The sequence below is a fragment of the Gloeomargarita sp. SRBZ-1_bins_9 genome, assembly GCA_039794565.1.
Classification (GTDB): Bacteria; Cyanobacteriota; Cyanobacteriia; order Gloeomargaritales; family Gloeomargaritaceae; genus Gloeomargarita.
Window position 1 is genome coordinate 293,821 of the sequence record JAUQVX010000002.1, and the last position, 26,270, is coordinate 320,090.

The 26,270-nt window shown below is 61.4% G+C and carries 26 protein-coding genes and 1 other annotated feature; of the genes, 18 read left to right on the plus strand and 8 right to left on the minus strand.

The features are described 5' to 3' along the window. Positions 1–11 precede the first annotated feature (11 nt). The 4 genes from Q6L55_03975 (at position 12) to Q6L55_03990 (ending at position 3,503) form a co-directional block, all read left to right on the plus strand. Complete coding sequence (locus tag Q6L55_03975; GenBank protein MEN9257874.1) at positions 12–1,373, plus strand: hypothetical protein; 1,362 nt, start codon at positions 12–14, stop codon at positions 1,371–1,373. Between the two features lie 277 nt (positions 1,374–1,650). Further along, on the plus strand, positions 1,651–1,848 hold the full coding sequence (locus Q6L55_03980) for a hypothetical protein (GenBank protein MEN9257875.1): 198 nt from the start codon (positions 1,651–1,653) through the stop codon (positions 1,846–1,848). Positions 1,849–1,854: 6 nt separating this feature from the next. Further along, positions 1,855–2,520, plus strand: a complete 666-nt coding sequence (locus tag Q6L55_03985) for a DMT family transporter (GenBank protein MEN9257876.1) — start codon at positions 1,855–1,857, stop codon at positions 2,518–2,520. Between the two features lie 95 nt (positions 2,521–2,615). Then, positions 2,616–3,503: an EamA family transporter gene (locus Q6L55_03990; protein ID MEN9257877.1), complete on the plus strand. Its 888-nt coding sequence runs from the start codon at positions 2,616–2,618 to the stop codon at positions 3,501–3,503. On the opposite strand, the gene Q6L55_03995 is transcribed toward Q6L55_03990, so the two are convergent. Genes Q6L55_03995 through Q6L55_04005 form a run of 3 tightly spaced genes read right to left on the minus strand, consistent with a single transcriptional unit; the run spans position 3,500 to position 7,245 of the window. Next, positions 3,500–5,035: a serine/threonine-protein kinase gene (locus Q6L55_03995; protein MEN9257878.1), complete on the minus strand. Its 1,536-nt coding sequence runs from the start codon at positions 5,033–5,035 to the stop codon at positions 3,500–3,502. The genes Q6L55_03990 and Q6L55_03995 overlap by 4 nt on opposite strands. Before the next feature lie 57 nt (positions 5,036–5,092). After that, on the minus strand, positions 5,093–6,103 hold the full coding sequence (locus Q6L55_04000) for an FHA domain-containing protein (protein ID MEN9257879.1): 1,011 nt from the start codon (positions 6,101–6,103) through the stop codon (positions 5,093–5,095). Between the two features lie 29 nt (positions 6,104–6,132). Next, on the minus strand, positions 6,133–7,245 hold the full coding sequence (locus Q6L55_04005; GenBank protein MEN9257880.1) for a hypothetical protein: 1,113 nt from the start codon (positions 7,243–7,245) through the stop codon (positions 6,133–6,135). Between the two features lie 120 nt (positions 7,246–7,365). Between Q6L55_04005 and Q6L55_04010 the strand changes: the two genes are divergently transcribed. Then, positions 7,366–7,776 (plus strand): hypothetical protein, encoded by a 411-nt coding sequence (locus Q6L55_04010; GenBank protein MEN9257881.1) that lies wholly within the window; start codon positions 7,366–7,368, stop codon positions 7,774–7,776. Next, entirely contained in the window at positions 7,776–8,474 is a 699-nt protein-coding gene (locus Q6L55_04015) for an HAD-IA family hydrolase (GenBank protein ID MEN9257882.1), read from the plus strand. Before Q6L55_04010 ends, Q6L55_04015 begins: the two co-directional genes overlap by 1 nt. Before the next feature lie 23 nt (positions 8,475–8,497). Here the strand turns inward: Q6L55_04015 and Q6L55_04020 are convergent, their stop codons facing one another. Next, a complete protein-coding gene (locus Q6L55_04020) occupies positions 8,498–9,502 on the minus strand; it encodes a methyltransferase domain-containing protein (GenBank protein MEN9257883.1) in 1,005 nt (334 codons plus the stop codon). A 125-nt stretch (positions 9,503–9,627) separates the two neighbouring features. On the opposite strand from Q6L55_04020, the gene Q6L55_04025 reads away from it, so the two are divergent. Next, complete coding sequence (locus tag Q6L55_04025; protein ID MEN9257884.1) at positions 9,628–10,656, plus strand: hypothetical protein; 1,029 nt, start codon at positions 9,628–9,630, stop codon at positions 10,654–10,656. A gap of 92 nt (positions 10,657–10,748) precedes the next feature. Then, the gene (locus tag Q6L55_04030; protein ID MEN9257885.1) at positions 10,749–12,032 is read left to right on the plus strand and encodes an efflux RND transporter periplasmic adaptor subunit; all 1,284 of its coding nucleotides are present in this window, start codon (positions 10,749–10,751) and stop codon (positions 12,030–12,032) included. A 55-nt stretch (positions 12,033–12,087) separates the two neighbouring features. Here Q6L55_04030 and rpsD read toward each other — a convergent pair whose 3' ends face one another. Beyond that, the gene (gene rpsD / locus Q6L55_04035; GenBank protein MEN9257886.1) at positions 12,088–12,699 is read right to left on the minus strand and encodes a 30S ribosomal protein S4; all 612 of its coding nucleotides are present in this window, start codon (positions 12,697–12,699) and stop codon (positions 12,088–12,090) included. Positions 12,700–12,833: 134 nt separating this feature from the next. On the opposite strand from rpsD, the gene secE reads away from it, so the two are divergent. From secE to Q6L55_04070, 7 genes are all read left to right on the plus strand, one after another. Beyond that, entirely contained in the window at positions 12,834–13,049 is a 216-nt protein-coding gene (gene secE, locus Q6L55_04040; protein MEN9257887.1) for a preprotein translocase subunit SecE, read from the plus strand. Further along, complete coding sequence (gene nusG / locus Q6L55_04045) at positions 13,046–13,672, plus strand: transcription termination/antitermination protein NusG (protein ID MEN9257888.1); 627 nt, start codon at positions 13,046–13,048, stop codon at positions 13,670–13,672. The genes secE and nusG overlap by 4 nt, the downstream gene beginning before the upstream one ends. Before the next feature lie 32 nt (positions 13,673–13,704). Next, positions 13,705–14,130, plus strand: coding sequence for a 50S ribosomal protein L11 (gene rplK / locus Q6L55_04050; protein MEN9257889.1), 426 nt, complete (start codon positions 13,705–13,707; stop codon positions 14,128–14,130). Positions 14,131–14,217: 87 nt separating this feature from the next. Next, positions 14,218–14,928 carry a 50S ribosomal protein L1 gene (gene rplA / locus Q6L55_04055; GenBank protein ID MEN9257890.1) on the plus strand — a complete coding sequence of 237 codons (711 nt, stop codon included), beginning with the start codon at positions 14,218–14,220 and terminating at the stop codon, positions 14,926–14,928. A 57-nt stretch (positions 14,929–14,985) separates the two neighbouring features. Further along, positions 14,986–15,119: a sequence feature (ribosomal protein L10 leader region), on the plus strand. A gap of 4 nt (positions 15,120–15,123) precedes the next feature. Beyond that, positions 15,124–15,693, plus strand: coding sequence for a 50S ribosomal protein L10 (gene rplJ / locus Q6L55_04060; protein MEN9257891.1), 570 nt, complete (start codon positions 15,124–15,126; stop codon positions 15,691–15,693). Between the two features lie 40 nt (positions 15,694–15,733). Continuing rightward, on the plus strand, positions 15,734–16,150 hold the full coding sequence (gene rplL, locus Q6L55_04065; GenBank protein MEN9257892.1) for a 50S ribosomal protein L7/L12: 417 nt from the start codon (positions 15,734–15,736) through the stop codon (positions 16,148–16,150). A gap of 13 nt (positions 16,151–16,163) precedes the next feature. Beyond that, positions 16,164–17,444, plus strand: a complete 1,281-nt coding sequence (locus tag Q6L55_04070; GenBank protein MEN9257893.1) for a histidine phosphatase family protein — start codon at positions 16,164–16,166, stop codon at positions 17,442–17,444. Here the strand turns inward: Q6L55_04070 and Q6L55_04075 are convergent. Together Q6L55_04075 and cimA are read right to left on the minus strand one after the other, a co-directional pair. After that, complete coding sequence (locus Q6L55_04075; protein MEN9257894.1) at positions 17,441–18,274, minus strand: MBL fold metallo-hydrolase; 834 nt, start codon at positions 18,272–18,274, stop codon at positions 17,441–17,443. The two genes, Q6L55_04070 and Q6L55_04075, sit on opposite strands and share 4 nt — an antisense overlap. A gap of 70 nt (positions 18,275–18,344) precedes the next feature. Further along, entirely contained in the window at positions 18,345–19,949 is a 1,605-nt protein-coding gene (gene cimA / locus Q6L55_04080; GenBank protein MEN9257895.1) for a citramalate synthase, read from the minus strand. Between the two features lie 42 nt (positions 19,950–19,991). On the opposite strand from cimA, the gene Q6L55_04085 reads away from it, so the two are divergent. The 3 genes from Q6L55_04085 to Q6L55_04095 all read left to right on the plus strand — a co-directional run bounded on the left by Q6L55_04085 (position 19,992) and on the right by Q6L55_04095 (position 24,544). Next, positions 19,992–21,395 carry an MFS transporter gene (locus Q6L55_04085; protein MEN9257896.1) on the plus strand — a complete coding sequence of 468 codons (1,404 nt, stop codon included), beginning with the start codon at positions 19,992–19,994 and terminating at the stop codon, positions 21,393–21,395. Between the two features lie 208 nt (positions 21,396–21,603). After that, the gene (gene sat, locus Q6L55_04090; GenBank protein ID MEN9257897.1) at positions 21,604–22,758 is read left to right on the plus strand and encodes a sulfate adenylyltransferase; all 1,155 of its coding nucleotides are present in this window, start codon (positions 21,604–21,606) and stop codon (positions 22,756–22,758) included. A 4-nt stretch (positions 22,759–22,762) separates the two neighbouring features. Continuing rightward, positions 22,763–24,544 (plus strand): caspase family protein, encoded by a 1,782-nt coding sequence (locus Q6L55_04095; GenBank protein MEN9257898.1) that lies wholly within the window; start codon positions 22,763–22,765, stop codon positions 24,542–24,544. On the opposite strand, the gene Q6L55_04100 is transcribed toward Q6L55_04095, so the two are convergent. Next, complete coding sequence (locus Q6L55_04100; GenBank protein ID MEN9257899.1) at positions 24,525–26,195, minus strand: transglutaminase family protein; 1,671 nt, start codon at positions 26,193–26,195, stop codon at positions 24,525–24,527. The genes Q6L55_04095 and Q6L55_04100 overlap by 20 nt on opposite strands. Positions 26,196–26,270 lie beyond the last annotated feature (75 nt).

Genomic DNA, 26,270 nt, shown 5'->3' on the forward strand with positions numbered 1-26,270 from the left:
TTTTTCCCCGAATGATATGTTTCTATGGTACTGCCTTGGCCGGGGCTTGGCTACTGGGGACGAGCTGGGCAGGGCAGCCCCAACCCCTGGCGACCGCCTCGGCCCGCCGCGAACAACTCCAGCGGGAACAGCAGCGGTTGCAACCGGCCCATTACGACCTGGACCGTTACCCCCTGACCGACGCCCAGGCCACCCACTGGCGCCGCCTGCTCTGGGCCACGGCTCTCCGGCAACCCCAACAGCCCTATGTCTGGCAGGCCCTGCAACGGTTGCTCGTCCGCGCCCAGACCAATCCCCCGACCCCCACCGAGCAGGCCATCCTCACCCAGGCCCTGCAAGTTAGTCATCTATACTTCCAGCAACACCCCGCCAGCCGGCCTTACCTGCAACCGGGTCTGGAACAGGTGGTGCGCACCAGCCCCCATCCCCCCTGGGTGGCCCTGGCCGTAAATACCCTGGCCCGCCCGCTCCCCCTGCCCCAACGGCGAGGGCTGATTGACCAGGTCCGCCGGCGATTCCCTACGCCCCCTGATTTGCTGGCCCGGGTCCTTGAGGATTTGGAACAAGCGCCGCCGCCTTTGCCTCCTGTGGCCGACCTGCTGGCCTGGCAAGCCCATCCCCAGGAAATGCAGTTGTACGTTTTCTGCCATACCAACCGCTGGCGCCCCTGCCGGTTGTGGGTCAAAGACCAGCGGGGCGAGTTTTACCGGGAAAACGGGCAAATATGGTCGCGACCCCTGCTGCTGCAATCGGTGTATGCCCTGGACTGGCCATTTACCTATGGACAAACGCCCCAGGGGTTGCAGCGGGTCGAGGGCATCACGCCGGGGCGCGACGGGGAATTGTTCCGGGCCTATGGGCAATTTCCCTTGGTAAAGCTGTTTTTGCCCTGGGAAACGGGGGTGCAGGCGTTTTTCCCAGAACAACCGGGGCCGTTTCGGGGTTCCCTGGCGGACTACCAAGCCCTTTTGCCCCCTAGCTGGCGGGACTATCACCCCCTGCACCAGAGTTACCACGCTGGGCGCTTGGGCCGGAATTTATTGCGCCTTCACGGCACGGGCGACGACCCGGCCCTGTTTGTGCGACCACCGGCAGGACAACACCCATGGAATCCCGCCCTGGGATGCCTAACGGCCTTGGAACGCTACGGGCCGCAGGGGGAGTTGCTCCAGGCGGATATGCCGGCCATTCTGGAGGTGTTGAGCCAAGCCAGTGGCGGACGGATGACGGGTTACCTGCTGGTGGTGGACCTGCCGGAGGACCAGCCCTTAACGGGGGCGGCGGGAACAAGCTCGGTAAGGGGTTTCTGGGGTGTTGGGGAGCGCTGGCAGTTCACAAACTGGCTGCCCCAGGGGCCATCAATGCTAAAATGACACCAGAATGGACTGGGAATCGAAGAGTCACGATGGCGTGGTTGTTTTGGACGCAGTCCCAATCAGTGTTAGGGGGTGGAAATTGATGCGATAGATGGGCTTGCCATAGCAGCCTGAGCTATACATCCTTTAAATTTTTTGAGAAATTATCAACTGCGATGGCTTGAGCTGCAGGGTATTTGGGGGTTCGGATTTGCCTTTTCGGCTGTCCATCACCGGACACCAAGGATACCCAAGCAGCTGAGAAATGTTTAGGTTTATCGGGGAGGAATAGTTTATGGTGTGGCAGGGCGCCTGGGCGGCGTTGTTAGATGCGTCGTTGGTGGCTTTTGTGTCGCAAATCTACGCGATGCTGACGAAGGTTTTGGGGCCGCTGACTTTGAATTGGTTAGAGGGTGTGATGGCCCTGGGGATGTTGCTCCTGACGTTAGGGCTGCAACGGGAACCCTGGCCGGCGGTAGCCCCGGATACGTGACTGGCTTTGGCCTTAAGCGGCATCCTGGGGATTGGTATCGGTGATACGGCTTTTTTGCAGGCGCTGCCTACCCTGGGGGTGTCCCAAACCCTGGTGATGGATAAACTGTCGCCGGTGGTAGTGACGCTGCTGGCCTGGTGGACGCTGGGGGAACGGTTGCAGCCGATGCAACTGCTGGGGATGGCCTTGACGGTGCTCGGGGTCATCCTGGCGGTGACAGAACCCCTGACGATGGGGGGGAAACGGCGGCGTTTCTGGCAGGGGTTGGCCTGGGGTAGCCTGTATGCTCTGGCCCAGGGGGCAAGTGTGGTGTTGGCGCGGGCGGCTCTGGCAGGGTCGGACATCAGTCCTCGGTGGAGCGCCACCATCAGCTTGACAGCGGGGTTGCTGGTCCTAAGCTGGGGGTTGCGCCGGAACGCCTGGGACATCCGACGCCTGCCGCTGAAATGGTTACCGGTGATTGCGATGACCGCTTTTTTGAGTACTTATCTGGGGTTATGGCTCCAACAGTTGGCCTTGAAATGGATGCCGGCGGGGATTGCCCAGACCCTCAGCAGCACCAGTCCCCTGTTTGGCCTGTTGTGGGCTTGGGCTGGTGGGGAACCGGTCAGCCGCCGGTCTTGGCTGGGGGTGGCTTTGGCCCTGGTGGGCTGTAGCTTGGTTTTGCCGTAATCCCTTGCCTTGCTAACCCAGACCTGGGAGAGGCCTGATTTCCTGTTGTTTACAATCGTTTACAGTTGGGGTGAATTGGGTTCGGGGGGTTGGTGGTGCTCTGGCGGGGTGAGTGGGCAGCGCTGGCGGCGGCATTTTTATGGGCGGCTATGTCCCGAGTGTACGCCGGCTGGGGAAAGGTCTTTGCGCCCCTGTTGCTGAATTGGCTCAAGGGGGTGATGGCCCTGGGGATGTTTGTCCTCACCCTGGCGCTGCGGGGAGAATCCTGGCCGGTGTTGTCCTGGGAAACCTGGTTGGGGTTGGCCCTGAGTGGCGTTTTGGGGATTGGCATCGGGGATACGGCCTTTTTCGCCGCCTTGAACTCCCTGGGGGTGCAGCGGACGTTGCTGATGGATACTTTGTCGCCGGTGCTGGTGACGCTGGTGGCCTGGTTGGTGCTGGGGGAAGGGGTGCGACCGCTCCAGTTGGGGGGGATCGGCTTGACGGTGACGGGGGTGGCCCTGGTGGTGACGGAGCGGCCCGTAACGGTGCGGGAGCGGTTTCACCTGTGGCCGGGGTTGGCTTGGGGGCTGTTGTTTTCCTTGTCCCAGGCGCTGGGGGTGGTGCTGTCCCGCTGGGCGTTGGCGGCTTCCCCGGTGACCCCCCTGTGGAGTACGACGGTCCGCCTGGCGGCCGGGGTGGCGGTGCTGAGCCTGGGGGTACGGCGACCGGTGTGCGCCCGGGGCTGGTGGGCCATTCGCAAACGACCGGCCTGGTTACTCAGCATCGGGGGCACGGCTTTTTTGAGTACCTATGCGGGCATCTGGCTGCAACAGACGGCTCTGAAGTGGGCGCCGGCGGGGATTGTCCAGACCCTGAGTAGTACCAGTCCCCTATTTGCCCTGTTGCTGGCCTGGGTCTGGGGGGAACGGGTTAGCTACCGCTCCTGGCTGGGGGTGGCCTTGGCGATTAGCGGTTGCGCGTGGTTGTTTCAGGGGGCCTAGGACAATTGCACCTGCTGGGACAGCCGCGCCAGGATTTGGGGTTTGAGGCGCTCGTACTCCCGCCGCAGCAGTTCCTTGCTCAGGTCAGGGGCCGGGGCCAAGCGGGACAGTTGCCCTTGGTCGGCCCAGTCTTGCAATAAGGGGCGTTGGGCCGGAGCAATGGCCACCTCCAGGCGATGGCGAAACTTACTCGGATCCTCCAGGCTGAACAGCAGCAGGTAATAATGCCCGATTTCCGCCAGACAGCGACAGATTTCTTGACCCTCTGGCCGGTGCAAATCCAGGTAGCAGGGCAGCCAGCGGGGGTCTTGATTCACCTGGTACAGGGCCGTAATCCACAACACCATCGGGTGGGGCGCTGGCGTAAAGATGAACTGGTTATAGCAGCGATTCAACACCCGTTGGTTGATTTCCGCCTCTGGCAGCATCGCCCAAAGACTGGGAATGTAGGACGACCCCACCGGAATGCGCCTGGGAAAAACGATTTTTTGGATGGGTTTGTCCTTGGGCCAACTCAGGAGTTCCCAGGCCTCGGCAGACCGCTCTAGACTGGGGCCAGTGGCCACCTGGGGATGGTAGGTGTGGTCGTGGGCTAGGCCACCGGTAGGTATGACCGGCGTTGGCGGTCGCAGGCTTTGTTCCACCCGCTCCAGGGCCTGGATCACCTCCCCCATATGGGTGGGACGGTCGCGGGGGTCCTTGGCCAGGCAATGGTAGATCAGGCGTTCCAGTTCCGGGTTCTTGGGCAATTTGGGGTTGATGGCCTGTAGCGACGGCGGCGCTTGCAGGTGGTGGGCGCGGTACCAGGCGCCAATGGATTCAACGGGGGCTTGGATCGGCACTTGCCCCGTGAGCATTTCAAACATCATCACCCCAAAGCTGTAAATATCCGAGCGCTGGTCCAGACTGCGGCCTTCGAGTTGCTCTGGGGAACAGTAGGCCAGGGTGCCGGTAAAGTGGGAGGTTTGATTGCTCTCCGGGTTCTCGTTGATAAATTTGGCAATCCCGAAATCCAGGATTTTGGCCAGCATCCCCAGCCCCGGGTCCCGCACCACAAAGATATTGCTGGGTTTGATGTCCCGGTGAATCACACTCCAGACCTGGCCGTCCACCTCGATCCCCTGGTGCGCCGCCTGCAACCCCCGGGCGATCTGCTGGGCCAAAGGCAGGAACTGCTCCAGGGGCAAGGGCTGCACGTCAATCATTTCCCGCAGGCTTTCCCCCTGGAGGTACTCCATCACGTAAAAGGGCAATTCGCTCTCCTCGTCCACCCCGTAGTCCGTCACCCGCACAATGTGAATGCTTTTGTTGCCGAGCAGGGCGCAGGCCCGGGCTTCGCTGGCAAAGCGTTGTTGACTTTTTTCATCCAGCAACGTGTGGGACAGGAATTTCACCGCCACCGGCACGCCCCCCAACACCGTATCGGCCGCCTGGTACACCTTGCCCATACTGCCCCGGCCCACGATGGCTTGTAACTTGTAACGTTTTGCCAAGAGACGACCAATCCAGGGGTCTTGCCCCTTAGTACTCATCCCCCCATCCCCTCCACCGATGCCCCATGCTTTCCTCCCCCGGCTATCATTCCTATCCTACACAAACCCCTGTTCCGGCATCGAGGTTTGCTGACAGGTGGGCGTCTCCGCCAAACCGTAATTGTAGAGAAACGTGCGCAAGCGGTCATAGCGGCTCCCCCACACCTGAACCGGCGGCGCCTGCGGTTGGAGCTGTACCGGAACCGGCTCGAGCCAATCTGCTAAATCCACCCGCTGTAGATGTTGATAGGTCATTTCCCCTACCAGCACGTCGTAGCCCGCCGTTTTGGTCGCCGCTTCCAGGGCAAAGGCAGCGCTGACCGTCTGGCCGAGGGCCACATACTCCGTTTGCTGGGGCGATCCACCGGGCGCTACCAGAGCATAACCCGTATTGACCCCCGTCCCCAATTGCAGGGGAAACGGTAGCAAGTACTGCAAATGCAAGTTACTGGTCCCGCGGTAGAGACTCCAGAAGGCCCGCAGGATGCGCAACCAATCGGCAGCTGCTGGTTCCTTGGGGGAGTGGAACCAAGCTACCATCACCCCCCTTTCCGTGTACTGGCTGACTTGGGCGCCATAGCGCTGGGTGATTTCCCCCACCTGCCGGAACCAGGTCCCCATCACCTGGGCCACCTGTTGGTCGGGTGCCTGTTTCTCCAGCATAGCCCCGTTCCGCAGATGCAGGACCACCGCCGTCATCAAACAGCGGGTTTTGATAGCCGACGTGGTGGGGGCATCACCGCCAGCCAGTCCGCCAGAGGCCAAGAGCAACTGCATCCGCACCTGGCCAAAGACCATTTCGTCCCGCTCCCGTAGCCGCACCGGCAGAGTCACCCGCCGCCCGTTGACAAACGTACCATTGCGACTGCCCAGGTCCACGACATAGAACGCCTCGTTGTTCCGCCGTTGGATCAGGGCATGCAGGCGGGATACCCAAGGACTGTCGAGGATAATGGCCGCCTGATTGCTCCGCCCCACCAGCCAGGTGCCGTTGCCAATCAGGACATAGCGTTCTTCCGGTTGCCCCGACGACCCCAACCGCACCAGGTAAGCCGTTGCTGGTAACACCTAACCCCCAGGGAAACGCTAGCTCTATCTTAGTCCCGGTGATACTTGACCAACACATAGGCCGTGGCGTACTCCGGCAGGCGGCGGTTGTAGGCCCAAAATTCCTGGCGACTGGCAAAAATCCCGGCCAAATAGTCCAACTGGGCCAAATTGGCAGAAAACGCTCCCCCCGTGTCGGCGATCACCCCCAGCAACCACTGGCCCGGCCCCCGTTCCAACAGCACCACCCGGCCCAGCCCCACATTCCACACATCCCCGGCCAAGGTTACCCCCGGTTGAATTTCGATCTTGTTCTCGATGGTTTGGCCGTAGCCGCGCATGGCCGTCACCTCCTGGAAATACCAATAGCGCTGCTGCTTCTCAGGGGAAACACCGGGGACAAAAGGAAGGCCATTGTGGCGGTCCACGTTGAAATAGGCCGTTGTGCCGTCGGGAAACTCCACCAGGATGGTTCCCTGGAGCAAGGCTTCCTCCAGCCCCGCCCGCGTCAGATACACCAGGGGCGTCACCTTGTGGGCATCGGGACGACCCGGGGCCAAAGCACCCGCCAGGACCTCCTGTTTGGTGTACTGCTGATGGAAGTCATCCGTGCGCCACTCCGGGCGAATCTGGTACAGGGCGTAGCGATAATCCCCCTCCGGTTGCCGGCGACCCCGATGGCGAAACACCCCATACTTGGTCAACCGCAATTGCGACCCCAACCCCTCCGCTGGACGATAGGCCCGCCAATGCCAGGCTCGGAAATGCCGACGCAAAAAATCGGGATTTTGTAAACGCAGGGGTCGCGCCTGGGTGAGGTCCTCCAGCAGCACATCAATTAAAAAATTCAGGGTTTGCGTCACCTCCTCGACTTGCACCCCCAAGGCCCCCAACAGACCCGGCCGTTGGACAACTGTATCCTGCGCCCCGTATTTCCGGAAATAGCGGCGGGTGTTGATCAACACGATCAGCAGGGCATGGGGGTCAAAACTCACCGTTCCCTTCGGCAGGGGTCGCTCCTGAAAGACCTGGTGCGGTTGTACGGGATAACGGGCCTGCCCAAACTCATCCACCACCATATACAGACCGGTCGCCGCCCCCGGTTGATGCACCATCAACGTCAGCGCCAGCGCCGTCCATCCTCCCCACCCACAACGCCCCATGCGTTTGACCGACCCCCTGCCCTAGAATCGAAATGGATTTTATTGTACGCCATCCCCACGAATCATAGACATTTGGGGTTGCGCCTGCTAAACTGCCAGCACTGGGCTATGTCAGAAACGATGGCGTCTCCTCCGCTCCCCACCATCCCGCGAGCCGTGGCCGAGGTGGTGCCGCTGCTGGTGCGTTACCGCTACGAAGCCGACGAGGCGCAAGCCACAGCGCGGGTGCAGGCCTGGGCCAAAACCTATCCAGTCGAATGGCTCCGACCGGCGGTGGTGGAAACCCTCTACCAGGCCCGTTACAAAAGCATTTCCGTCGAGCAGGTGTTGAACCTCTGGCAGCGGCAGGGACGACCCCATCTCCACTACTCCGGTGATTTTGAACGACTGGTCAGTCGCCCGAGTCCCCCTTCCCCCTACCCATCTCCGCCGCGTCTGGGACAACGTCCCTGGCTTCCCCCGGCGGTCACTGAACCCCAATATCAAAAGCTGCGGACCCTGGCGACAGCCCAACCCCTGTTGGAATCCTGATGGAACGACCGGGCGCGATTTTTCTGGATGCGGTGGGGACCCTATTCGGCGTGCGGGGGTCGGTGGGCCAGGTTTACAGCGCCTGCGCCGCCCAAATTGGTGTACAGGTGTCCCCAGAACGACTCCAGCGGGCCTTTGTGCAGGTGTTTACCCAGGCTCCCCCCCTGGCCTTCCCCACCCTACCGGCGACGGCCATTCCCCAGGCAGAGTATGACTACTGGTACCGGATTACGGAGCAGACCTTTGCCTTAGCGGGGGGCTTGGCGCAAATTCCCGACTTTGCCGCCTTTTTTCCCCGGGTGTACGCCACCTTTGCCACCGCCGACCCCTGGGAGCTCTACCCCGATGTTGTGCCGGCGTTGCAGGCTTGGCAGGCCCAGGGTATTCCGGTGGGAGTGATCTCTAACTTTGATAGCCGCCTGTACCGGGTGTTAGAGGCCTTGGGTTTGGCATCTTGGGTGCAAACGGTGACCATCTCCAGCCAGGTGGGGGCAGCCAAGCCGGCGGCACAGATTTTCCAAGCTGCCTGGCAGGCCCAGGGTCAACCGCAACCTCCCCTATGGCATATCGGCGACAGTTGGGAGGCAGACGTACTTGGAGCCCGCTCGGTGGGCTGGCGGGGGATTCATCTTTGCCGCCAGGGTCCCTCCCCCGGGGCGGATGCCATACGGTGCTTGACGGATTTAATCGAGCAGTAGGCCACAACCCCCAGCGGGACGCCTCAGCTTGCCGACATTTCTACCGAGAGGTTAGTCTGGGAGGTGAGCCGGTCCCCAACCGGTCGGGCCGCCCGCACCGCCTTGAACATGCCAAACCGGCACAGCCCGGCCCCAAACGCCCAGCGCATCAGCAAAAACGTCGGCACTTCCCGCAGGGATTTCACCAGCCCCACCAGGCCAAAGCGCAGGATGCCCTCCGGTCGCGCTACCCCCTGCCAAACGCTATCCAGCCAAGATGGCAAGGTCGCCCGCGTCCAATCCGCCGTAACCACTTCCCCGGCCACCAGCCCCGTCGCCGTCAGCGCCTCCGCGAAACCCTCGATGCTGGCAAAGGCCGGATGGGACCATTGGTCCAGCAACTGCCGCATCACCCATCGCTCCAGGAAATTCAGGGGTTTTTGCCGGTCATCCCGCTGGTTCCAGTCCGCCACCACCAAAATGCCCCCCGGTTTCAACACCCGCATCAGTTCGTTGGCGAAGCGTTGCTTATCCGGGATGTGCGGCCCCGCTTCGATACACCAAACCACATCAAAACTTTCATCGGCAAAAGGCAAAGCCAGCGCATCCGCCACCAAAAACTGCACCGGCAAATCCGGAGGCGTCAGTTCCTGCGCCCGGCGCACCTGCTGGGGACTCAGGGTGATGCCGGTGACCACAAAACCATAATCCCGCGCCAGGATACGACTGCTGCCCCCGATACCACAGCCCACATCCAGCACCGTCGTCCCCGGAGGCAACCGGTCTAACCCCGCCCAGCGCACCATCTCGTGCACAAAATCCACCTTAGCCTGGCGGAAATCCTTGCGCCGGGGCGGGTCGCCGTAGTGTCCCAGGTGAATGTGCTCGCCCCAGTAAAACTCCAAAATACCGTCCCGCGTCCAGTTGTCGTAGGATTGGGCCACCGACGCTGGTGATTTATACTTGCGGGGAAAGAGCAAATATAAAACCAGACCAATGATTAAAAGGGCAATCAGAATGCTGATGCTCAGCAGAAAAAACCGGAACATAGAGCCAGACGGGATGCAAAGCCTTAGTTAGTGTAGCATTCTGGGGAAATTAACGGCGGGGATCATCCTCAATGGCCAAACCGGGGCATCTATACGTTGTTATTACAGATCACGGGTTAGGGCATGTGACACGCACCCTGGCTATCCTGGCGGAGCTGCGGCGCCATCGGCCAGACCTCCACCTCACCCTAGTGACAACCGTCCCCCAGACGGATTTGGCCGCTTACCTGCCCTTGCCCTTTACCCATCGTCCCGTGGCCTTGGATGTGGGGGTGATCCAAACCGACAGCCTGAGCCAGGATATAGCGGCGACCCAGCGGGCGTTAATCGCGCTCCAGACCCGGGCCGTGGACCTGGTTGCCCAGGAGGTGGCCCACATCCAGCGTACCGGCGTTGATCTCATCTTTGCCGACATTCCGGCCCTGGCGGGGGTGATTGCCCACCAAGCTGGGGTTCCCTGTGTCATGTCGGGCAATTTCGGCTGGGATTTTATTTACCGGCAGTGGGGGGGCGAGTTTGTGGCCCTGGCGGAGCAGTATGCCCAGGGGTATCGCTACTGTGACCATCTGTTCCGGGTGCCCTTTTGCGAGGCGATGGCCAGTTTTCCCCGCCTGACGGATGTGGGGTTGACTGGCCAATGGCCCCGCTTTGCCCCCGAGGTGGTGCGGGAAACCCTAGACATCCCTACGCCGCCGGAGCGCACGGTGTTATTGGCCTTCGGGGGATTCGGGTTGCGGCACGTTCCCTATGAGGCCCTCAGCCGTTTTGCCGACTGGTGTTTCCTGACGTTTGACCCCCAGGCGCCCCCCCTGCCCAATCTGCGGCCTTGCCACCAGACCCCCTACCGGCCCGTGGATGTGATGCCCCTGTGTGGCCAGGTGGTTACCAAGCCGGGCTACAGCACCTACTCCGAAGCCTACCGCCTGGGGTTGCCCATTTATTCCTTGGAGCGCCAAGGGTTTGCCGAAGCCGATCTGCTGTTGCAGGGTCTCCAGAAGTACTGCCACCATCGGATTATTTCCCTGGCGGATTTCCACGCCCATCCCTGGGAATTCCTAACCCTTGATCCCTGTCCGCCCCAAACCGACGACCGGCTGGCCACCGACGGCAACCAAACCATCGCCCAGGCGCTACTGCAGTACCTGAACGGTTGAAACGGGTGCGACTCGGTGGTCCGACGGAAATCAGAACCTGCTATTTACAATCTTTAATATCGGCAAAAACCAAGGCGGCAGTCACCCCGGTCATGGCAGTCAGGGGTTGGTTGGAAAAACAGGGCAGGGAGGTTACCCGCTGGCTGGGGGTGGGAGCGGCAGTGGTGGCCCTGGCGGCCATGGGGTTCTGGTTCTACGGCCGGCGTCGTCCCCAGATGCTCGACCTGGATGCCCTGACCGTTCCGGTTACCCGCCGCGATCTCATGGTGCGCATCCCCGCCAGCGGCCGTATCGAACCCCGGCAGCGGGTCAATCTCAGTCCCAAAACGCCGGGGCAACTGGTGGCGTTGTATGTGCAACAGGGGGACCGGGTGGCCGCCGGACAAGTCATCGCCCGGATGGATGACGCCGAATTACAAGCCCGTAGACAACAGGCCCTGGCTAATTTGGCCCAAGCCCAAGCCCGCTTAGCCGAGTTAAAGCGGGGCAATCGTCCCGAAGAAATCGCCCAGGCCCAAGCCCAGGTGCAAGCCGCCCAAGCCCGTTACGAACTGGCCCGCCAGCGCCGCCAACGCAACGAAGACCTGTTTCGCCAGGGGGCCATTGCCCTCGATACCCTGGAAGCTGCCCGCGCCGAAGAAAGCACTGCCCTAGCCACTCTCCAGGAAGCCCAGCGCCGGTGGGAACTGTTCCAAGCCGGCAACCGACCCGAGGTGATTGCCCAAGCCCAGGCCCAGGTAGCCGCCGCCCAGGCCCAACTGCGCACGATCGAAGTCCAAATTGCCGACACCCTCATCCGCGCCCCCTTTGCCGGCATCATCACCCAGCGCTACGCCTCGGTGGGGTCCTTCGTCACCCCCAGTAGCTTTGCCTCCAGCACCGCCTCCGCCACCTCCAGTTCCATCGTCGCCCTGGCCAGTGACCTGGAAATGGTCGCCCGGGTAGCCGAAACCGACATCAGCCGCATCCAACCTGGCCAGCAGGTGGACATCACCGCCGATGCCTATCCCGGCGAAAGCTTCCGTGGTCAGGTGGCCCTCATTGCCCCCGAAGCCATCGTGGAACAAAACGTAACCTTTTTTGAAGTGCGGGTACGCCTGCTGACGGGTCAGGAGCGGTTGCGGGCCGGGATGAATGTGGATGCGGTTTTCCTCGGCGAACGCCTGCCCCAGGCCCTGACCATCCCCACGGTGGCTGTGGTAACGGAGCGAGGGCAAACCGGCGTTTTGGTCCCCGATGCCCAGGGTCAACCCCGTTTTCAACCCGTGGTCCTGGGGGTCACCCTCAACGAATACACCCAAGTCCTCCAGGGTCTGCAACCCGGCGATCGGGTCTTTGTGGACCTACCCAGAGGCACCCTCCCAAACCGTTCCTAAAAAATTACGCCCCCCTTTACGCCCGCCGATTGCAGGAACCCTAACGACCGTTTCCCTAAGCCTTGCGGGAATAGAACTCCACCACCAGCAGTTCGTTGACCTGTAAAGCCACGCACTGGCGCTCCACCACCCCCGTCACCCGGCCCTCCAACCTGTTTTTATCGAACTCCAGATGGGTCGGCAGCGTGGCCAAGCCGGGGTACTCTGCGTAGGCCGCTACCAGCTTACGGGACGATTCCCGCGGGCGCACGGTAATGACATCGCCAGGTTTACATTCGTAACTGGGGGTGTAAACCGTCTGGCCATTGACCTGGATGTGCCCGTGGCTGACCAACTGCCGGGCTGCCGGAATCGTCGGCGCCATCCCCAACCGAAACACCGTATTATCCAGGCGCATCTCCAGTAGTTGCAACAGCGCCAAACCCGTTGACCCCTTCACCCGTCGCGCCTTGCGCACATACCGCAACAACTGCCGCTCGGAAACGCCGTAGTTGTAACGCAGCTTTTGTTTCTCCTCCAGCCGCTTGGCGTACTCCGACAACTTGCGGGGCGCCTGGCCGTGTTGGCCCGGGGGATTTACCCGCTTGCGGGCCGTCTTGCGGGTCAAACCCGGCAACTCCCCCAACCGACGAATGATGCGCACCCGTGGGCCACGATAACGAGACATAGTCTGCAAAGAAGGCAACAGCCCTTTATCATATCACGGCTATCTCCCCGGGGGCAATGGGCGCAACGGGGTAGGATTGTGCTAAGATAAACAATGCTCTAAACTAAGCCGGGTCGTCCGGGCGAGGAAGCGGCATGGAGAAAAAAGAAACGGTGGCACCGTCGGCCAAGGCCGGCCTGCTGACGTTTTTACAGGATGTGCGCGCTGAGTTGAAGAAAGTGATTTGGCCGACTCGGCAGCAGCTCATCAGCGAATCGTTGGCGGTTATCCTGATGGTGGTCGCGGCGACGCTGATGATTTATCTGGTGGACAGTTTATTTGCGTGGTTAGCGCGGCGGGTGTTTCCATGACCTATACAGCGGAACCAAGGGAGGGGGAAGAACGGGCGGGACGGCCCTGTTGGTATGTAGTGCAGGTGGCCTCCGGCTGTGAGCAAAAGGTCAAAAGCAGCCTGGAGCAGCGCAGCCGTACCCTGGACATGACGGACCGGATTTTGCAGGTGGCGATTCCCCAGGCACCGGTGGTGCGCATCCGTAAAGACGGCAGCCGCCAGAACACGGAGGAAAAGATCTACCCAGGCTATGTGTATGTGCAGATGCTGGCGGTGCAAAACGACAAGGGCCAGTGGGAGATTGATGATGAGGCCTGGCAGGTGGTGCGCAGTACGCCCCATGTGATCAACTTCGTCGGGTCGCCCCAGGTGCGGGGGGGGCGGGTGCAGGTCAAGCCGGTGCCCCTGTCGGATGCGGAGGTGGATCGGGTCTTCCGGTCGGTGGCGGTTGAGGAACCCAAGGTGAAGGTGGACATGGCCCCCGGCGACCGGATTCTGGTGATTTCTGGGCCGTTTAAGGACTTCCGGGGTGAGGTCATCGAGGTCAGTCCTGAGCGCAGTAAACTCAAGGCGCTGTTGTCGATTTTTGGCCGGGAAACGCCGGTGGAGTTAGAGTTCACCCAGATTCAAAAAGAAAGCTAAGGGTTTAATTGATGGTTTGAGGGAGACTGTTCATGGCCAAAAAAGTGACTGCGGTGGTGAAATTGGCGTTACCGGCTGGGAAGGCAAACCCGGCGCCTCCGGTAGGTCCGGCCCTGGGGCAACATGGGGTCAATATCATGATGTTCTGTAAGGAGTACAACGCCAAAACCGCTGACAAGGTGGGGATGATCATCCCGGCGGAGATCACGATTTACGAAGACCGCAGCTTTACCTTTGTCCTGAAAACGCCCCCGGCATCGGTGTTACTGGCCAAGGCGGCGGGGATTGAGAAGGGTTCGGGCGACCCCAAGGGCAAAAAGGTGGGGAAAATTACTCGGGCGCAACTGCGGGAAATTGCCCAGACCAAACTGCCGGACCTGAACACGGATGACATCGAAGCGGCTATGCGCACGGTCGCCGGGACGGCCCGCCAGATGGGAATCACTATTGTGGATTGACAAGGGGAAGGTTTTGGGGAGAAAATAAAAGACTGTGCTTATTGAGGGGGAGAGGGTGACTCGTACGTACCCCGAAGGTGACCAGCGATGAAAAAACACTCTAAGCGGTTTCAAGCGCTTTTGGCGAAGGTCGAGCCGCGACCCTATGAGCCAAGGGAAGCGATTGCCCTGTTGAAGGAAACAGCGACGGCGAAGTTTCCCGAGAGTGCGGAGGCCCATATTCGCTTGGGGATCGACCCGAAGTTCAACGACCAGCAGTTGCGGGCGACGGTGACGCTGCCCAAGGGGACCGGGCAAACGGTGCGGGTGGCGGTGATCGCCCGGGGTGAGAAGGTGGTGGAGGCCCAGGCGGCGGGGGCGGATGTTTGGGGCTCGGAGGAGTTGATTGAGGAGATCGCCGCTGGTCGGCTGGATTTCGACAAGTTGATTGCCACGCCGGACATCATGCCCAAGGTGGCCAAGTTGGGGAAATTGCTGGGTCCCAAGGGGCTGATGCCCTCGCCGAAGGGGGGGACGGTGACGTTTGACCTGGCCTCGGCAATTAAAGAGTTCAAGGCGGGCAAGCTGGAGTATCGGGCGGACCGGTCGGGGATTGTCCATGTGCTGTTTGGCAAGGCGTCGTTTGCCCTGGAGGACTTGTTGGTGAATCTCAAGGCGGTGCAGGAGTCCATCGACCGCAACCGACCCCCAGGGGCCAAGGGGCGCTACTGGCGGAGTCTTTTCATCTCGGCGACGATGGGACCGGGGATCGAGGTGGACTTCAATCTCCTGCGGGACATGAAGTTGGCCGAGGCGTAAGGGTTTGGTCGGTCGTGCGTGGAGGAGGAGGCAGGCCTAGCGAGTAAATCACCCCCAAAAATTTTTGATCGTTGACCGCAGACTGCAGGTGGCTGATGCGTAAATCCTGCCGAGGTCAGTCCAAAGTGCCCCGCTGGGGGTGGCGTTGGATATGGCCCGGCGTATCTTGACCGGGTTTTTTATTTGGGAGGGCCTATGGGACGTACCTTAGCGAGCAAAAAGGCGATTGTGGAGGAACTGAAACAGACCCTGGACCAGACCCAGTTGACGCTGGTGATTGACTACCAGGGGTTGACGGTGGCGGAGATGACGGACTTGCGCCGGCGGTTGCGCGCGACCGGTGCCCGCTGCAAGGTGACCAAGAACACGCTGATGCGCCTGGCCGTGCGGGACAATCCCACCTGGCAGCCGATGGAGCGCTTCCTCAAGGGGGCGAATGCCTTTCTCCTCATTCGGGATGATTTACCAGGGGCGGTCAAGGCTTACCAGGAGTTTCAGAAAGCCACCAAGAAAACCGAATTGCGGGGCGCGGTGATGGAGGGGCAAGCCCTGGACGAACAGGCTCTCAAGGCGGTGCTAGAGCTGCCCCCCAAAGAGGTGTTGATGGCCAAAGTGGCGGGGATGCTCAAGACCTTGCCCACCCAATTGGCCACCGCGCTCCAGGCGGTCCCCACCCAACTGGCGACGGGGATCAACGAAGTACCGGCCTCCTTGGGGCGGGTGCTGCAGGCGGTTGTCCAACAAAAGGAAGCCGCCGGTTCCTAACATGTCCACTGTTGATTGACGTCAAAAAGGAGAAACGACCATGTCTGCGAAAACCGATGCCATTTTAGAAGAGCTGAAGAGCTTGACCCTGCTGGAAGCAGCCGAGCTGGTCAAGAAGATTGAGGAAACCTTTGGGGTGAGTGCCGCCGCCCCGGTTGGGGGGATGGTCATGGCCGCCGCCCCTGTGGCCGCTGCGGGTGCCCCTGCTGCTCCTGCTCCGGCAGCTGAACCGGTGGAGGAACAAACTGAGTTCAGCGTGATCCTAGAGGCGGTACCGGCGGATAAGAAGATCGCCATCTTGAAGGTGGTGCGGGAGTTGACCGGCCTGGGGTTGAAGGAGGCCAAGGACCTGGTGGAGGCAGCCCCCAAACCGGTCAAGGAAGGCATCCCCAAGGAGGAAGCCGAGAAGATCAAGGCCAAACTGGTGGAGGCCGGTGCTACAGTAGCGGTGAAGTAATAGCCGTTGCGCTATGGCCGCTACCCGTCTCCTGCTGCTGCGTCACGGTGAGAGTACCTACAATGCCCAGTCGCTGATTCAGGGTCGTTCGGATGCGGCCTTGCTCACGGAGCGAGGACGGGCCATGGCGGGGCAGACAGGGCAATTGCTCCAGGGGGTGGCGATTGACCAGATGTACGTCAGCCCCCTGCGACGTGCCCTGGAGACGGCCCAGTTGCTCAACCTGGCGGGGGTGCCCATCACGGTTACGCCTGACTTGCTAGAGATTGATTTGCCGGCGTGGGAGGGACTGCCCCAGGAGACGGTTAAGCAGCAATTTCCCGAGGATTACCGGCGCTGGCGCACGGCCCCCAAGGAATTTGTCATGCAGGGTCGTTATCCCCTACTGGAGCTGCTTTCCCAGGCGGAGCGCTTGACCCAGCGCTTGCACAGTCAGCACCAGGGGCAAACGGTATTGGGGGTGGGGCACGCCACCATGAACCGCCTGTGGTTGGTGCAGCTGTTGCGGTTGGCGCCGGAGCATTACTTCCGGTTGCAGCAGAGCAACTGTGGGGTGAGTGTTGTCAATCTCCAGGGCGAGCAGGTGCAACTGGAGGCCCTCAACCTGGTATTCCACACGGGCAATCTCTTTCCCAAGTATAAGGGGGGGACGCGTATCTACCTGGTGCGGCACGGGGAGACGGACTGGAACCGCCAGGGCCAGTTTCAGGGGCTGAAGGATATTCCGCTCAACGCCCAGGGCCGTCGCCAGGCGGAACAGACGCGGCGGTGGCTGGCCCAAGTGCCCTTGACGTTTGCCATCAGCAGTCCCTTGAGTCGGGCGCGCCAGACAGCGGAAATTCTCCTGGCGGACCATCCGGGGGTGACGCTGGAATTGCTGCCGGAACTGCAAGAGATCAGCCACGGTCTGTGGGAGGGCAAGTTCCACCACCAGGTGGAGGCGGAATTTCCAGGGATGCTGGCGGCCTGGCATACCCGCCCAGAGACGGTGCAGATGCCCGAGGGGGAGAATCTGCAACAAGTGTGGGAGCGGGCGGCACGGGCTTGGCAGTCCATCATCACCCGCTACGAGGGGCAGCAGGGGCTGGTGGTGGCCCACGACGCCATCAATAAGGCCATCCTGTGCCAGTTGTTTCACCTGGGGCCGGAGCGGTTCTGGTTGTTTAAGCAGGGCAACGGGGCCGTCAGCGTCATTGACTATCCCGAGGGCGCCCAGGGTCCTCCCGTTTTACAGATGCTCAACCTCACCCGTACGGATGGGTTTTTCGACCAGACGGCTGCCGGCGCCCTCTAAATCACCTGTAGTACCATGCCTTCGCGGGCAAGGAGACTGTTGGCAAACACCTGGCGCACTTGGGTCTCCACCTGGTCCAAAAAGTCGTCGTCGTGGTTGGGGTCGTGGTGGAACAGAACTAGCTGGCGCACTTGGGCGGCCTGGGCCACTTGTACCCCCGCCTGCCAGGTGGAATGGCCCCATCCACACCGAGGTTGTTCGGGGTCGTGGTATTCCCCGTCGGTGTAGTTGGCGTCGTAAATCAATACATCGGCGTGGCGAGCTAGATGCACCACACTGCGATCGAGCCGGTCGGGGTAATGTTCCGTGTCGCTGGCGTACACCACGGTTTTGCCCCGCCAGGTCACCCGATACCCCAGGGCGTAATTAGGGTGGTTGAGGCTGCCGGTTTCCACCGTCACGTCCCCTATCGTCAGCACATCCCCCGCCAGCAGGTCATGGAAATGCAAATCCGCTTGCATCCGCTGCAGGGGTACGGGGAAATTGGGGTCGAGCATTTGGTTGCTCAGGCTCTGTTTGATGGAATAGCCGGTGTGGGTGGCGGGTCCGTAGATGTGCAGGCAATTGCCCGCTTGGTAGGCGGGGGCAAAAAAGGGAAACCCCTGGATGTGGTCCCAGTGGGAATGGCTAAAAAACAAATGCAGCTCCAGGGGCGCCTGTAGCTTCAGGGTTTGGCCCAATACCCGTAGCCCCGTGCCCCCGTCAAAGACCAACCGCCGGTCCCCCGCCTGCACCTCCACACAAGGGGTGTTACCCCCATAGCGCACCGTCGCCGGCCCTGGCACCGGAATACTACCCCGTACGCCCCAAAACTGCACTGTCAATCCCATTGCTGTAATGATGGTGGACCCCAGGCCTTTGCTTCACCATAACCCGAGTTCCCTGAGGCCGTCAGTGATCTCACGGTGAAGCTGTCATTGCCTGGGACCGCAACCGGCTCAGACCGTATTCCAACCCCTCCGCCACCGCCTGGTAAGAGGCTTCAATAATATTGGTGGACACCCCCACTGTGGTCCAGCGGTCTGTTCCGTGGGTAAATTCGACGAGTACCCGGGTGGTGGCCGCCGACCCCGCCTGCCCGTCCAGCACCCGCACCTTGTAGTCGCTCAACTGGAACTCGCCGATTTGGGGATAGAAATTCACCAGCGCCCGCCGCAGGGCATTGTCCAAAGCTGACACTGGGCCGTTGCCCTCGGCTGCTGTGATTAACTCCTGGCCGTTGACTTCCACCTTCACCGTCGCCACCGACGAACTCCAGTGACCGTTGCCCTGGGCCTGGGTCTGACAGTGGACCTGAAACCCATGCAGGACGAAAGCCGGTTGCCGCTGCCCCAGCACCTCCCGCACCAGCAACTCAAAACTGGCCTCCGCCGCCTCGAATTGATAGCCCCGTCCTTCCAGCTCCTTGAGACGACGCAGCACCTCCTTGGCCGCTGGATGGGACCGGTCCAAAGGCAACCCCAACTCCTGCGCTTTGGCTAGGATGTTGCTCAGCCCGGATTGCTCGGAAATCACCACCCGCCGCTGGTTGCCCACCACCTCCGGGGGAATGTGCTCGTAGGTGGCCGGGTTTTTCCCCACCGCGCTGACGTGAACGCCCCCCTTGTGGGCAAAGGCCGATGCCCCCACATACGGCGCATGGTCATTGGGGGCCAGATTCACCCGTTCGCTCACCGCCCGGCTCACCGCCACCAAATGCCTCAGTTGCTCTGGGGTAATGCAGTCGTACTTCAGCTTTAGTTGCAGGTTGGGAATCAGGGTGCACAGGTCGGCGTTGCCACAGCGCTCCCCGTAGCCGTTAATCGTGCCCTGGACCATGCGCGCCCCGCTTTGCACCGCGGCAATGGCGTTGGCCACGGCGGTCCCGCTGTCGTTGTGGGTGTGGATGCCGATGGGGGCATCGGGAAACCTGGCGCGCACCTGCTGGACAATTTCGCTGATCTGGTGGGGAAGCATGCCGCCGTTGGTATCGCACAGCACCAACCATTCCGCCCCCGCTTGGTAGGCCGTCTCCAGGGTCGCCAGGGCGTACTCCGGGTTGGCTAGATACCCGTCAAACCAGTGCTCGGCGTCGTAAAGTACATGGCGCTGGTGCTGGCGCAGGTAGGTAATCGTGTCGGCAATCATGTCCAGGTTGTGGGTCAGGGTGGTGCCTAGCCCTTCGATGACATGTAAATCCCAGGACTTGCCAAAGACCGTGACCCAGGGGGTGCCTGCCGCCAAAATACCTTGCAGTAGGGGGTCTGCCGCGGCGGTGGTGCGGGGCCGCCGGGTGGAACAAAAAGCTACCAGCCGGGCGTGGGTCAGGGGTTCCTGTTGCATTTGCCAAAAAAATTGCATGTCCTTGGGATTGGCACCCGGCCAGCCCCCCTCGATGTAATGCACCCCCAACTGGTCCAGCAGGTGGGCAATTTGCAACTTGTCCTCCAGACTCAAGGACAACCCTTCCCGTTGGGCACCGTCTCGCAAGGTGGTATCGTAAAGCCAAATCCGTTCGCCGCTCATGGCTGGATGCACTTGCTGGTGTTTTTATTGTAGAGCGCGGGCATGAACCCCCAATTGTCCCTCTGGGAAAAAGTTTGCTACGGGCTGGGGGATTTTGGCCCCGCGGTATTGGCCAATTTAATGCTGGTGTTTCAGTTGATTTTTTTGACCAACGTAGCCGGACTGCCACCGGGTCTCGCCGGAACGGTACTCCTGATTGGCAAAGCCTGGGATGCCATTAATGACCCGCTGATTGGTTTTCTCAGTGACCAGACCCGCAGTCGTTGGGGCCGCCGGTTGCCCTGGATGATGTGGGGAGCGGTGCCCTTGGGGGTGAGTTTCCTGGGGCTGTGGTGGGTGCCCCCCTGGACAGACCCCTGGCCCAAGTTCCTGTACTACGTGGTGGTAGGAATTGCCATCCATACGTTTTATACGGCGGTGAATTTGCCCTATACGGCCCTGACGGCGGAGTTGACCCAGGACTACGACGAGCGCACCAGCCTGAATAGTTTCCGGTTTGGGTTGTCCATCGCCGGCAGCTTGTGTGCGTTGACCCTGGCGCTGGTGATTTTTCAAGCCCTGGTGGAGCTGCCGAGTCAAGGGCGCTATCAGGTGTTGGGGACCCTAGGGGCCGTGGTGGCGGTGCTGGCTATCTACGGTTGTGTGGCGGGGATTCGCCGGCGGGTGATGGATATAGAACGGCAGCGGCGACCGGTCCCTGTTCAAGAATCCCTCTGGGCGCAATGGCGGGCCGTCCTGCACAACCGACCGTTTTTATTCGTGATCGGCATTTACCTGTGCTCCTGGCTGGCCCTGCAAAACACCGTGGCGGTGATTCCCTACTTCGTCAAGTACTGGATGGGCTTGACCGAGGCGGCCTTTACCCAGGTGGTGCTGGCGGTACAAGTAACAGCCCTGGGGATGGTGTTTTTCTGGGAACGGGTCAGCCGCCGCCTGGGCAAAAAGGCAGTGTATTTTCTGGGGATGGCGGCTTGGATTGGGGCGCAGGCGGGCTTGTTTGGGCTGCAACCAGGGCAGGTGAGGCTGATGTTCGCCTTGGCGGTGATCGCCGGTGTGGGGGTGGCCACTGCTTACCTGATTCCCTGGTCCCTGCTGCCGGATGTGATCGAGTGGGAGGAACTGCGCACGGGACAGCGGCGGGAAGGGATTTTCTACAGCTTGATGGTGTTTTTGCAAAAGGTGGGTCTAGCGCTGGGGCTATTCCTGGTGGGTCAGGCGCTGGAATGGTCCGGGTTTGTCAAAACGGTAGCGGGGCAACCGGAACCGGTGCAGCCCGTCAGTGCCTTGCTGGCTATTCGTTGGCTGATCGGCCCGCTACCGACGCTGGTGCTGCTGTTGAGCCTGGTCTTTGCCTATTACTACCCCATCACCCGGGAAAAACACGCCGAGATCGTCCTGCGCTTGGCAGAACGTACCCATCCAGGCTCTGATAGCTTGGGCGACTAGCCAGGACCGACCAATGGTCAAACAGAAATATCAGCCAAGGTGTCTAGATGCGGCTTAGGCTCCAGACGGACCAAGAGCCAACAAGGGATGCTAGAATCAACAACTGGTCGGTCAGCACCGTCATAGCCCTGATTCCCCTGTCCCCAAAACTGCAACTGCTGTAGCAGAATCCGATAGGATACAAGCAGTAGCGTTGCACCGATGGTCTGTGGACATTAAGCCTGATCCCCATGGGGGGGTATTGATTCATCGCCTGGTATCCGGGGATGATCGAGCGCATTGGGAAGAACAAACCCGTCACTCCCTCTGCCTGCCCCTGAATGAACGCGCCCTGTCGGATGTGGAAATGATAGCCACGGGCGGGTTTAGCCCCTTGACTGGGTTTATGAACCGAGTTGATTACCAGGCGGTGGTGGAGACCATGCATCTGGCCAACGGCCTGCCCTGGACGATTCCCATCACCCTGGGGGTGCCGGAGGACCTGGCGGCCTCTTTACAGGAAGGGATGCTGGTGCGGTTGCAAAGCCCCCAGGGGACGGACATCGGCGTGCTGGAAATTCAGGACATCTATCGTCCTGACCGGGAGCGGGAAGCGCTGCAGGTTTACCGCACAACGGAAACGGCCCACCCCGGTGTCCAGGCCCTCTACCAGCAGGGACCGGTGTATGTGGGGGGACCGATCTGGGTGTGGGAATTGCCGGCGCCGCCCTTTCCCCGGTACCATTTGCCCCCGGCCAAAAGTCGGCAGGTGTTTCAGGAGCGGGGCTGGCAGACGGTGGTGGGGTTCCAAACCCGCAATCCCATTCACCGCGCCCACGAATACATCCAAAAATGCGCCCTGGAAATTGTGGATGGTTTGTTTCTTCACCCGTTGGTGGGGGCGACCAAAAGCGACGACATCCCGGCGGACGTGCGCATGCGCTGCTATGAGGTGGTGATTGAGCATTACTTTCCTAAAGAGCGGGTGGTGCTGGGGGTCAATCCGGCGGCGATGCGTTATGCAGGACCCCGGGAGGCGGTCTTCCACGCTCTGGTGCGCAAAAACTATGGCTGCACCCACTTCATCGTCGGGCGGGACCATGCGGGGGTGGGCAATTACTACGGCCCCTACGACGCCCAACATATCTTCCGGGAGTTTGACCCCCAGGCGTTGGGGATTACGCCCCTGTTTTTTGAACACGCCTTTTATTGCCCCCGCACCCAGGGCATGGCCACCAGCAAGACCAGCCCCAGTCCCCCGGAGGAGCGCATCCATCTATCGGGTACCAAGGTGCGGGAGTTATTGCGCCGGGGTGAACCGTTGCCCCCGGAATTTAGCCGACCGGAAGTCGCGGCGATTTTGATGGCGGCGATGCGGGAGTAAACCGATGGGCTACACCCGGCGGTCCCTGATCCAGAGCACCTTGGCGGGGATCGGTCTTGCCCTGCTGGGAGCGCAACGGGTGTTAGCCGCGCCTACGTCCCGAAAGTTGGCTTTGCTGGTGGGCATCAACCAGTACCCCAACACCAGCAAAACCCCATCCCTATCCGGTTGCGTGACGGATGTGGAGTTGCAGCGGGAGTTGCTGTGTGGGCGGTTTGGGTTTGCCCCGGCGGATGTGGTGACCCTAACAGATACCCAGGCGACCTACGCCCAAATCGAACAGGCGTTTCGGGAGCATTTGCTGCACCAGGCGCGACCGGGGGATGTGGTGGTGGTGCATTTCAGCGGCTATGGCAGCCGGGATGGTCAACCGGCCCTGCTCCCCCACGACGGTCTGCAAACCCCCACCTGGATTACGGAAGCCCAATGGCTGGCCTGGCTACGGCAATTGGCCACCGACCAGGTGATGGCGGTGCTGGATACGGGCTACGACTACCCGGGAAGTTTTGCCTGCGGCAATGTGCGGGTGCGGGCCTGTCCCCCCTTGGTCGTGCCTGAGGTCATGTCTCCGGTTCGGGGGGAGGTCCCACCGCCAGGGGTGTTGATCCGGGCAGCCCGCGCCGGTACGGTGGCCACGGAGACCTTATGGTCGGGGTTCAGCGCCGGGACCTTGACCTACGCCCTGACCCAGGCCCTGTGGGAAAGCCGCTCCGGGGCGGTGCTGGTGGATGTGGCGGCGCAAATTGCCCAGACGGTAGGTTCCCAGCAGATGCCGGAGGTGGTAGGGTCGCCCCAGTGGTTGCCAACCGCACCGGCAGCAGCAGGCCGAGTCGTGGAGACTAACAACCATGAGGTGGCCTGTATCTTGGCGGGGATGCCCCCCTGGGTGCTGGCTCACCTGGCGCCCGAATCCCAACTGGCAACCCTACAGGGAACCCCTTTGACGGTGCGGGCGCGCCAGGGTCTGTGGGTGAAGGGGACAGCCCAGGGTCCGGTGCAGGTGGGGGAATGGGTGCAGGAACGGCTGCGCGTGTTGCCAAACCATATCCAACTCACCGTAGCGCTAGATGGCCAACTGGAGCGCATCGAGCGGGTGGATGCCACCAGCGCCCTGGACAATTTGGGTTGGGTGCGCACGGTGAAGGCCGGGGAGCAGAGCGCCGATTGCCTGTTTGGTCGGGTGACCCCCACCACCTACGGACTATTTTCGCCGGGCCATGACCTGTATCCGGGGACGGAAGGGAGCGCCGATGAAACCGTTAAAGCGGCCATCAAACGCCTGACTCCCCATTTCTACACCCTGTTGGCCGCCAGGTTACTGCTGTTGACCGACAATCCGGCCCATCCCTTTGAGGCAACCGTGCATCTGCGCCAGGATCAGCACCTGCTGCTTGACCAGAAAACCAATGCCCTGACGGTACCCACTTTAGGCTGCGGCCAGCCCTTGACCTGCCAGATCACCCACCGTGCCCCCCAACCCCTGGCGGTTTTGCCCCTAACCATTCGCCCCAGTCACTTGATTCAGCCCCAGCCGGTGCAGGTGGTGCCGCCCCATACCCCCACGGCTTTGACGCTCCAGGCCCCGGCCCATCCCGGTTTAACCGAACTACGCCTGTTGTTGAGTCCTACCCCCTGGCCTGACACCCTGCCGACGGAACCCCTGGCGCTGGCCCAGGCCATTTTGACCCATCTCCACACCGCCGGCGGCCATCCCCCCAGCAAGGACACCTACCTGCTGGATACGCAAACCTGGGCGGGCCTGGCCTTTATTTATCGGGTGGTGTAGGCGGGGCGATTTCTTCGTAGATCACGCAGCGGATGTGGTTAATGGCCAAATCCCCTAGCCCCAGCTCCGGGCGGGAGCCATCGGCCAGGCGCAGACGTTCAAAGCGAATCCCCCGCCCCAACTCCAGGTGAAACCAACCCAGCCCCAGGAAAAACCGTTGCAATTGCAGCCAGGGCCGGTCCTGCAGGTGGTCCGTGTTCGATTCCAAAGGCAGCCATCCCCGCCCCGGCCAATACACCTCCAGCCAAACGTGGTTGAACTGGGGCAGTAGGGGCACCTGTTTGAGCTCGGGCGTGCGGGGGCATTTGTAGCGTCCCATGGTGCGACAGGCGATGCCATTGAGCCGCAGCAAGGCCAGTAACAGGCCCACATATTCCCCGCAGGAGCCGGTGCCCCGTTGCAGGACGATGTGGGGCGGGTCAATGGTCCCCCGCATCTGGTAGCGCAGCCGGTCATAGACGTAGTTGCGAATGGCCCGCAGTTTTTCCGGGAAGGTCTGGGCGTCCCCCACCGCCTCCTTGGCTGCCGCCTGCACCAGGGGATGGTCCATGCTCAAGTCGTCGTCGTCCATCAAGTAGCGCTGTTGCATGGCCGGTTCTAAAGGCGGCACGGACGCTCCGGCGCCGGGGGGAATTTGGTACTTGATGCTAAACACCTCCAGTACGGCCTTCCAGCCGAACACCAGAGCCTGGCGGTCATCCAGACGCTCAAAGCGAAATACTGCCACCGGTTGCCCTTCCTCCCACTCCAGCGCAAAAGGGATGCCCACCGGTTCGACCGACCGCACCCGTTGCCTATCGGTGGTGGCCGGCAGGGCAATTCGCCATTCCAGGCGCTCTAGGGTTACCTCCTGCACCGGCGCCCACTCCTCCAGGTAACTCAGCTCCAGCACAAACCCGTTGCTCAGGGTGTAGTCCCCGGCGGGGTAGTAGCGAAACACCAGGGGATGAATAAACACCCGGTCCCGGAAGCCCAACTGCAAGGGCGGACTGGCATTGGGTTCGTCCCGGATATAGGGTTCTTCGCCGCTGTAGGCCACGTAGTATTGCCCCCGCCAGCGGGTTAGGCCCACCGGGTGCTCATAGGGGGTAATCACCGTCAATTCCACCTGACCTGTCCGGCGATTGAGCTGAAAGACGCTCTGCTCCGTATCGTCACAGGCCCACAGGGTTTCCCCGATCAAGGTCAATTGGAGGGTGCCTACCCCCGGTGCCGGCCAGGTTTGCCTTGTTTTATCCACCAGGTTCAGCGCCCACAAACAGCCCCGCCCGCGACTGCTGAGGTACAGCCAATCCCCCGCCTTGGCAATCCCCTCAACCCGGTCGGGCAAGGTCCACACCCGTTCCGGTTCTGCCAGGTGCCAAAGGCCATCACCGATGCGGCACACACTGCGATACACCTGGTCCCCGTCGGTGAACCACAGAGTTCGTCCCTCCAGCCACCAGCCGCCGATGGCCCGCAGGTAATGGGTGGTGTCCCGGTTCAAGATGCACAGGTTTTCCGTGCGGGGGTCAATCGCCGCCAAGTAGCCGGTCCGGGGGTCCACCGTCAGCAGCCGACCCTGCCATACCGCTAAACCTCGCAAACTCCGTAAAACCGGGGGGTGCAGGGTGCGAAACAGGGTTTGTACCCCACTGGCATAACCTCTCATTATCCCTCAGTTCACCAAAAACAAAGGCAATTCCGTGCCGAGACAGGCCCTGTCCATTACCATAAAAGCAGACAT

Excerpts from the sequence above, each read along its gene's own strand:
- Q6L55_03975 (MEN9257874.1), top strand. The coding sequence starts at position 12 with ATGATATGTTTCTATGGTACTGCCTTGGCCGGGGCTTGGCTACTGGGG.
- Q6L55_03980 (MEN9257875.1), top strand. The coding sequence starts at position 1,651 with ATGGTGTGGCAGGGCGCCTGGGCGGCGTTGTTAGATGCGTCGTTGGTG.
- Q6L55_03995 (MEN9257878.1), bottom strand. The coding sequence starts at position 5,035 with ATGAGTACTAAGGGGCAAGACCCCTGGATTGGTCGTCTCTTGGCAAAA.
- Q6L55_04005 (MEN9257880.1), bottom strand. The coding sequence starts at position 7,245 with ATGGGGCGTTGTGGGTGGGGAGGATGGACGGCGCTGGCGCTGACGTTG.
- Q6L55_04010 (MEN9257881.1), top strand. The coding sequence starts at position 7,366 with ATGGCGTCTCCTCCGCTCCCCACCATCCCGCGAGCCGTGGCCGAGGTG.
- Q6L55_04015 (MEN9257882.1), top strand. The coding sequence starts at position 7,776 with ATGGAACGACCGGGCGCGATTTTTCTGGATGCGGTGGGGACCCTATTC.
- Q6L55_04020 (MEN9257883.1), bottom strand. The coding sequence starts at position 9,502 with ATGTTCCGGTTTTTTCTGCTGAGCATCAGCATTCTGATTGCCCTTTTA.
- Q6L55_04030 (MEN9257885.1), top strand. The coding sequence starts at position 10,749 with ATGGCAGTCAGGGGTTGGTTGGAAAAACAGGGCAGGGAGGTTACCCGC.
- rpsD (MEN9257886.1), bottom strand. The coding sequence starts at position 12,699 with ATGTCTCGTTATCGTGGCCCACGGGTGCGCATCATTCGTCGGTTGGGG.
- secE (MEN9257887.1), top strand. The coding sequence starts at position 12,834 with ATGGAGAAAAAAGAAACGGTGGCACCGTCGGCCAAGGCCGGCCTGCTG.
- nusG (MEN9257888.1), top strand. The coding sequence starts at position 13,046 with ATGACCTATACAGCGGAACCAAGGGAGGGGGAAGAACGGGCGGGACGG.
- rplK (MEN9257889.1), top strand. The coding sequence starts at position 13,705 with ATGGCCAAAAAAGTGACTGCGGTGGTGAAATTGGCGTTACCGGCTGGG.
- rplA (MEN9257890.1), top strand. The coding sequence starts at position 14,218 with ATGAAAAAACACTCTAAGCGGTTTCAAGCGCTTTTGGCGAAGGTCGAG.
- rplJ (MEN9257891.1), top strand. The coding sequence starts at position 15,124 with ATGGGACGTACCTTAGCGAGCAAAAAGGCGATTGTGGAGGAACTGAAA.
- rplL (MEN9257892.1), top strand. The coding sequence starts at position 15,734 with ATGTCTGCGAAAACCGATGCCATTTTAGAAGAGCTGAAGAGCTTGACC.
- Q6L55_04070 (MEN9257893.1), top strand. The coding sequence starts at position 16,164 with ATGGCCGCTACCCGTCTCCTGCTGCTGCGTCACGGTGAGAGTACCTAC.
- Q6L55_04075 (MEN9257894.1), bottom strand. The coding sequence starts at position 18,274 with ATGGGATTGACAGTGCAGTTTTGGGGCGTACGGGGTAGTATTCCGGTG.
- cimA (MEN9257895.1), bottom strand. The coding sequence starts at position 19,949 with ATGAGCGGCGAACGGATTTGGCTTTACGATACCACCTTGCGAGACGGT.
- Q6L55_04085 (MEN9257896.1), top strand. The coding sequence starts at position 19,992 with ATGAACCCCCAATTGTCCCTCTGGGAAAAAGTTTGCTACGGGCTGGGG.
- Q6L55_04095 (MEN9257898.1), top strand. The coding sequence starts at position 22,763 with ATGGGCTACACCCGGCGGTCCCTGATCCAGAGCACCTTGGCGGGGATC.
- Q6L55_04100 (MEN9257899.1), bottom strand. The coding sequence starts at position 26,195 with ATGAGAGGTTATGCCAGTGGGGTACAAACCCTGTTTCGCACCCTGCAC.